This is a genomic window from Flavobacterium muglaense (assembly GCF_014305155.1).
In the GTDB taxonomy this organism is placed as follows: Bacteria; Bacteroidota; Bacteroidia; order Flavobacteriales; family Flavobacteriaceae; genus Flavobacterium; species Flavobacterium muglaense.
This window is the reverse complement of the sequence record NZ_JACRUK010000048.1, coordinates 23224-30342: the sequence shown is the minus strand read 5'-3', so window position 1 is coordinate 30342 and position 7119 is coordinate 23224. Positions and strand designations below refer to the sequence as shown.

The following is a 7119-nucleotide window of genomic DNA, read 5'->3' as shown; positions in this document are numbered from 1 at the left end:
ATACTTTCTCCTTTGAATGATTCCATAATAAAATTCTTTCACGAAAGATAAGAATTTATCTTTACACCTCTATAAATTGTTTTGTATCGCTGTCAAAACGTCTTAGAACGACGTCTTTGCATTGGTATTCTAATTCAATTGTTGGAAACATTTTAGAAGCTGTTTCTAAATTTTCTAAAGATAATTTTCGGGCAATTGATAAATGAGGATCAGAGCTTTTATGTACAATGGGAAACCTAATTTCTTTTTGAAATCGTTTCATTATTGGCAGCAGTTTTTCTTTCGAATAAGAATTTGGTCCTATAAAAAAAGCACCGTTTGGATAACTATTAAAATGATTCAAAACTACGTTCGTAGGTTCGATGGAGTCGCTTATTTTAGTTAGCTGTTTTGCGATATTTTCGAGTTGTAGATCTGTAGCTGTAAATTCTCCAATAGTAATATGTGCCAATGCGTTTTTACTATTAAACCAGCCTATTTCTTGGGCTAACTTTTCTTTCATCATCTTTATTTCGGCAACAATTTCATCTGATGGATTTAAAACGATGGAGTAGGTATGGGGCATTTTATAAAATTAGTTCAGCGGTTAAAAGGAATGAATTATAGTTTTTTAATAGTACAATCGAAAATCAAGCAGTTTGCAAAGGGCGTAATGTTTTTGATGCAATTCCTCTACAATTTCAACAACATCATCAATTTCCTGACAGAGGCTAAAGAACGCTTTGTCAATAGCAAAACTAGGCAATTGATAAGCAACTTCACCATAACCTGATACAGCGTAAGCACCTGTAATGTCAAGGAAATATTGGGCTTCTTCGGCAGTTAAATCCAGTACTTTTGCATTCGAAAAATGAATGATTTTACCTTTCATCTTTCCTTCAAATAGTTCAGCTATTTCTTCAAAACTATAATAGTAATCGTTTAGGCAAATACTATTGCGTTTACCCGGCATCACTAAATAGATGATTTCATAATCCTTAAAATTATGATCGTGATACAGCAACGCACTCAGGCTTTCTTCCAGTCCTTCGATGGTGTCGCAGTTTTTATATATACTGGCAATTCCCTGTTCAAGAACGAGTTGTTCTAAGTTTTTAACTACTGGTGTTGCGGTGGTAATTTCGACATCTCGAACTCCTTCGAGGCAAAAAATAAATTTATCCTGATCCATTATCGTTTTTTAAGGAGGTAGTTTATCTAAGCGCAAAGATAGGTTTTTAGGTCTAAAAAGTTGGTGCTATTCGGTACAATAGCGGTTTGTTTATTGGTTTTTATTATGCAATAATCCCAAACACTTTGATATTAAAGTGTTTGGGATTATTGTAAGAAAATAAAAAATATTATGCTTTTAGTGAAGACATGTCAATTACAAAACGGTAACGAACATCGCTTTTTAGCATGCGCTCATAAGCGGCATTAATATCTTGCATTTTTATAATTTCAATTTCAGAAACGATATTGTGTTCCCCACAAAAATCTAACATTTCTTGAGTTTCGGCTATTCCACCTATTAAAGAACCAGCAATTGATTTTCGACCTAAAATCATAGGAACCGTATTCAAGAATGGATCTAATGGACCTAGATTACCTACAAGTACCAGAGTTCCATTAGTGTTTAATGTAGCAACGTAAGGATTAACATCATGTACATAGGGAACCGTGTCAATAATTAAGTCAAATTTCCCGCTGACTGTTGCCATGTGGGCGTCATCTGTAGAGATAACCACAGCATCAGCACCAAGATCTAATGCATCTTGTTCTTTGTTAGCGGATCTAGAGAACAAAGTTACTTCGGCACCTAAACCTTTGGCAAGTTTAATGGCCATATGTCCTAAACCGCCTAGTCCTACAACGGCTACTTTGCTTCCTTTTCCTACTTTCCAGTGTCTTAATGGAGACCAAGTTGTAATTCCGGCACATAATAATGGAGCAACGGCAGCAAGGTTTAAGTTAGTCGGTACTTTTAATACAAAGTGCTCTTCCACTACAATTTTTTCTGAATATCCTCCAAAAGTATATCCTCCTAAGTATTTGTCTGGTCCATTGTAGGTACCCACCCATCCATTAGCACAGTATTGTTCTAAATCGTTTTTGCAACTCTCACAAGTGGTGCAAGAACCAACTAAACAACCAACACCTGCAAGATCACCTACTTTAAATTGGGTTACATCGCTACCTATTTTGGTTACTCTACCCACAATTTCGTGACCTGGTACTGATGGATACAAAGTTCCGCCCCAGTCATTACGAGCAGTATGTAAATCAGAATGACACACTCCGCAATACAAAATTTCTATTTCTATATCTGCTGCGTTGACTGCTCGTCTATCTATGTTTAATTCTTTTAAATCGGCATCGGCTGCTGCTGCACCAAATGCTTTTACTGCTGTTGTACTCATGTTTTTTTTTGTTATTTGTTACGCTATATGGATTAAAACCAGTCATTGAATCTTGGAAAAAAAATGAATTATTCAATACTGTTAAAACAACTACCTTAGATATTGGCAAACAAAAACTTTAGCTTTCGAAACCTTCTACATTCAATAACTTAATTTTTATATATTTCTATTTGAAATAGGAGACTGAAACTATAATTTATAACTTAAATTTGAACATTGGAAAAAATAGCATTTTATGGTAATCCGTAAGGTTTTGTTGTTTTTTAAGTTTAGGTTTAGATCGATTTTTAAGATGGAAACTAAAAGAACCGAAGTTCAGTTGGCTGCAATACGACAACTGTTGTACAAGAATGTTTTGGATGAGGTTACTAGAGAATAAATAAATTATAGCAGTTAGCAATTGTGTTCGTAATTGCGTAAATAGAACAACTAGGATATGAGTATTAAGATTTTACATACTGCCGACTGGCATATTGGTAAGCAGTTACTAAAAATTGATTTTGCCCAAGACATGAATCTCTTTTTTGATTGGTTAATCAGCTGTATTGAGGAGCAAAATATCAATGTATTATTGATGTCGGGTGATTTATTTGATCAGGCTAATCCTTCACAGCAGGCCATGAAGCAGTACTATTATTTTTTAAAGCAATTATTGCCTTTGAATTGTAAAGTTATTATAACAGGAGGGAATCATGATTCTCCTCATGTGATCAATGCGCCAAAAGAACTGTTGGAAATTCTAGATATTAGCGTGGTAGGTGGTGTTCCTGAATCAATTTCTGAATTATTTGTAACAATCGAATTAGAAGGCCAAAAAGTGGTGGTGGCTGCTGTTCCTTTTTTACGAGACAAGGATATTCGGTCTGTAGCTGCAGGTGAATCGTATGATGATAAAATTGAACTGATCAAACATGGAATTGCGACTTATTTTAGCGAAGTAAATGAATATTACAAGGACAATTACAAGGGCGTTCCTTTTATAGTGATGGCACATTTATATGCGCAAGGTGCTTCGGTATCAGAAAGTGAACGCGAAATTCAAATTGGAAATCAAGCCGGTGTAGAATCCTCAGTTTTTGGGGATGAACCTCATTATGTTGCTTTAGGACATATCCACAGACCCCAAATGGTTGGCAAACCACATATTAGATACAGCGGTTCGCCGATAGCATTGAGTTTTAGTGAAAAAAAAGACCTTAAAGCCGTTTGTATTTTAGAATTAGAAGGCGATAATTTTACGATTTCTTCGCTTCCCATTCCGAAATTCCGAAAATTGATTTCTATTAAAGGGACCGTGGAAGAAGTACAAAAGGAAATAGTAAACTACCAATCCGACTCCCCTTTAATCGATTTGGCCGAAGTATTGATCGAAGAGGAAAATGAAAATATTGAACACATTAGAATATTAGAAGAATTATTGACTACTGAACCACAAAATGGGCTCCAAATTTTGAAAGGGAGTATTAAATTCAAGAATGAGGTTGCAGGCACTTCAAAACTACTGACAAAAGGGGAAGATATCAATGATTTTTCGCCAGTTCAAATGTTCGAAAAGCGCTTGGAGCAGGATGATTCGATAGAAAACTCGAGGGATTTTGTAAATGCTTTTAAGGAAATAATGGAGGCTTTGCAGTCGTCAGATTCAATCGATTAATATTTCAATAAAATGGACACATGAAAATTTGTAAGATAAAATTTAAAAATATACATGCCCTAAAAGGCGAGCATGCTATCGATTTTGAGAATGGTATCCTTGGCGAAGCAGGGCTTTTTGTGATTACAGGCGCAACTGGAACAGGAAAATCGACCATTCTGGATATCATTACCTTGGCTTTGTATAATAAAATACCAAGAATTGAGAAATCAATCAGTGAGAAGATCATTGAGGAGGAAGGAGTTATTCTAACTAAAAATGCGCCGGATTGTTACGCCGAAGTGGAATATGAGGTTAAAGGCAAGCGATACTTGTCTTCTTGGTCCATTCGTAGAACCAGAACCGGCACATTAGCGAGTAGAAAACAAGAATTGACGGAGCTTGAAACGGGTACTATTTTAGTATCAAGCGTCAATGAAGTAGTGGCTGAAAACGAGCGAATTATTGGTCTAAATTACAATCAGTTTGTACAATCGATGATTTTGGCTCAAGGCCAATTTTCGAAATTACTTTTGGCTAAAAAAGACGATCGAAATGCACTTTTGGAGGAGATAACAGGTTCTTCTATTTATCGAAAAATAGGTAGGGCAGTGTTCCAAAGATTTAGAGGTGTAGAAGATGCTGTAAAAACCCAAGAGATCAAAATGGGGGAAACCGTATTGCTAACCGATGAATTATTGAAAGCAATTCAGGATGAAATACTGGAAAAGAAACCGTTGTTTATAGCTAATGAAGTAAAACAAAAGGAGCTCGAAAAGAAAAAAGCACTAAAGGAAAGTATTCTTAAAAACAAACATAAAAAACAGCTCAACCTAAAAGAATGGGATGCTTTTTTAGTAGAAAAAAATGAAGCTTCAAGCCAAGAAAAGCAGTTAGAAGTTCATGATACTGTGGTGGTTTTTAAAGACCAAATGCTTCAGATTGAAGGAGCTGATAAAACCACATCAGAACTTACTGTTGCAATAGAAAAAGGAAAACAGGGTGTCGTAGATTTTGAAATAACAAAGAAAGAGTTAATCAAAGCAGCTGCTGCATTAATAGGTACAGCAGTAACAGAAGAAAAGCTTGAGGTTTTATTGGAGGATTTTAGGAAAAAAGTAGTTGCGCTACAAAATGTAGAAAAGGATATATTAAACGAAGCCAAGCAGGAAGTGGTGCGTATTGAGTCTAAATTACAAGAACTTAAAGCGTACGGAATAATTCTAATAGCGGGTGAAAATCTGTCGGGAGACATCGAGCAAGAATTAAAAACGATTGAAGCAGAAATAACTCGTAAAGGAATTGCAACCATAGAAGCCATTCGTACAAAAAAGGACGAGCTGTCAAAACTAGTTTTACCGGCTAACCAGTTGATTGGTAATAGGAAATTATATGATGAAAAAAAGAAGGGAATAGCCGAGTTAAAATCCAAGATTAAAAAGCAGTTCAGTGAAATTAATGATTTTATAGCAAGCCAAAAACTGCAAAAAGAAGCATTGGATGTCCTTCTTCCAATAGTTGAAAAAGCAAAAATAGAGTTGGAAGACTGGAAGCAACGTAAAAGCCTCGATCAACATCGTGCGGACTTAGAACCAGACAAGCCTTGCCCGTTATGCGGTTCTTTGAGTCATCCGTATGCGCAACATGCCGAAGACGTTTTGGTGAGTACCTTGCAAGATAAATTTGATGAACTAACAAAAAAATCAGAAGCGTTAAATAAAGAAGGGTTGCTAATTGAAGCTAAAAAAAGCAGTGCACAAGCCAGTAATGCAAAGGACGAATTGGATTTAGAAAAAAGGGAAGCCGATTTGCAAATTGCAGAAAATGAAATAGCGACCTTGTGTTCACAATTGAACTGGTATAAAGAAGATACGCTTGAAAAATGGGAAGCTGAGTTTACTGCCTTGCAGCAAGATCAAACCAGCTTAGACAAATTAGAGAAATACCTGCAAGCCAAAGTAGTTTTGACTGATCTAGAAAAGATAAACAGCAAGTATTTGGTTTTAAAAGCAGCTTATTTACAAGCCAAAGAAACGCTATCGACTGTTTACAATAAGAAGGACATTAATACTGATGTTAGTGATTTGACTAGGAAATTTAGCCTATGCCTTGCAGATATTAGTAGTCTAACCGCACAGTTGGTTGAATTTACAGCCAATAGGGACAAAACGATAGCTTTAAAAGAGGAACTATTGGCCGTACTGATGCCTGAACTTCAAAAAAGGGAGATTGATTCCTTGGAAATTTTAAAGTCCAAAATACTAGAGGAAGCAATGGCAAGCCAAATTCGAAAAAAATTGCAAAGTATTAAAGACAATGAGATCCGTCTACAAACCAGTTTAAAAGCAATAGAAGAAACACTGGTTGAAGAAGAACGATTAAATGATGCTGCGGTGACACTAGAGGAACTAAACTTAGCATTGCCCAAACTGATACAAATGAATGCCGAACTTCAAAAACAGATATGGGATTTGGAACAACGCATCGAAATTGACAGTCAAAACAAACTGAAGCAAAAGAGCAACCAGGAAATACTGGAGGCGCTAAATAAAGATTTGGCACTTTGGAGCAAAATGAATTTGCTGATTGGCGACGCACAAGGAAAAAAGTTCTCCAATTTTGTACAAGACTTAACGTTGAAACAATTACTGGAGTATGGAAACCAACGTCTTAGAGGGTTTTCTGATCGGTATTTGTTGGATGTAGCTAATGATTCTGATGGATTGAAAGTGATTGATACCTACATGGGAAATACAAAACGTTCTGTATCCTCTTTGTCGGGTGGGGAAACCTTTAAATTAAGTTTGGCATTGGCTTTTGGCTTATCAGATTTGGCCGCTCGAAATGTAGAAATAGAATCCTTGTTTATTGATGAAGGTTTTGGATCACTAGATCCAGAGTCCTTAGATCAGGCCATAAGCATCCTTGAAAATATGCAAAATGAAACAAATAAATCCATTGGTATCATATCGCATGTGGGAGAACTGAAAGATCGTATTGGTTCAAAAATAAAACTGGTTCGCACCGGAGCGGGATACAGTACTATTGAAATCGAATAGATGCAAAAAAAAAAGCGCATTAGTCTCC

Annotated in this window: 5 protein-coding genes; 2 read left to right on the top strand and 3 right to left on the bottom strand. The window is 36.0% G+C overall.

Annotated features, from left to right (window positions below):
• Window positions 1-61: 61 nt before the first annotated feature.
• From H8R24_RS14800 to H8R24_RS14790, 3 genes are all read right to left on the bottom strand, one after another.
• On the bottom strand, window positions 62-565 hold the full coding sequence (locus tag H8R24_RS14800; protein ID WP_187020438.1) for a 2'-5' RNA ligase family protein: 504 nt from the start codon (window positions 563-565) through the stop codon (window positions 62-64).
• Window positions 566-610: 45 nt separating this feature from the next.
• Complete coding sequence (locus H8R24_RS14795) at window positions 611-1171, bottom strand: DUF6642 family protein (protein WP_187020440.1); 561 nt, start codon at window positions 1169-1171, stop codon at window positions 611-613.
• Window positions 1172-1340: 169 nt separating this feature from the next.
• Complete coding sequence (locus H8R24_RS14790; RefSeq protein ID WP_187020442.1) at window positions 1341-2399, bottom strand: NAD(P)-dependent alcohol dehydrogenase; 1059 nt, start codon at window positions 2397-2399, stop codon at window positions 1341-1343.
• A 436-nt stretch (window positions 2400-2835) separates the two neighbouring features.
• On the opposite strand from H8R24_RS14790, the gene sbcD reads away from it, so the two are divergent.
• Entirely contained in the window at window positions 2836-4053 is a 1218-nt protein-coding gene (gene sbcD, locus H8R24_RS14785; RefSeq protein WP_187020445.1) for an exonuclease subunit SbcD, read from the top strand.
• Window positions 4054-4073: 20 nt separating this feature from the next.
• Window positions 4074-7091: an AAA family ATPase gene (locus H8R24_RS14780; protein WP_187020447.1), complete on the top strand. Its 3018-nt coding sequence runs from the start codon at window positions 4074-4076 to the stop codon at window positions 7089-7091.
• The last annotated feature ends 28 nt before the right edge of the window (window positions 7092-7119 follow it).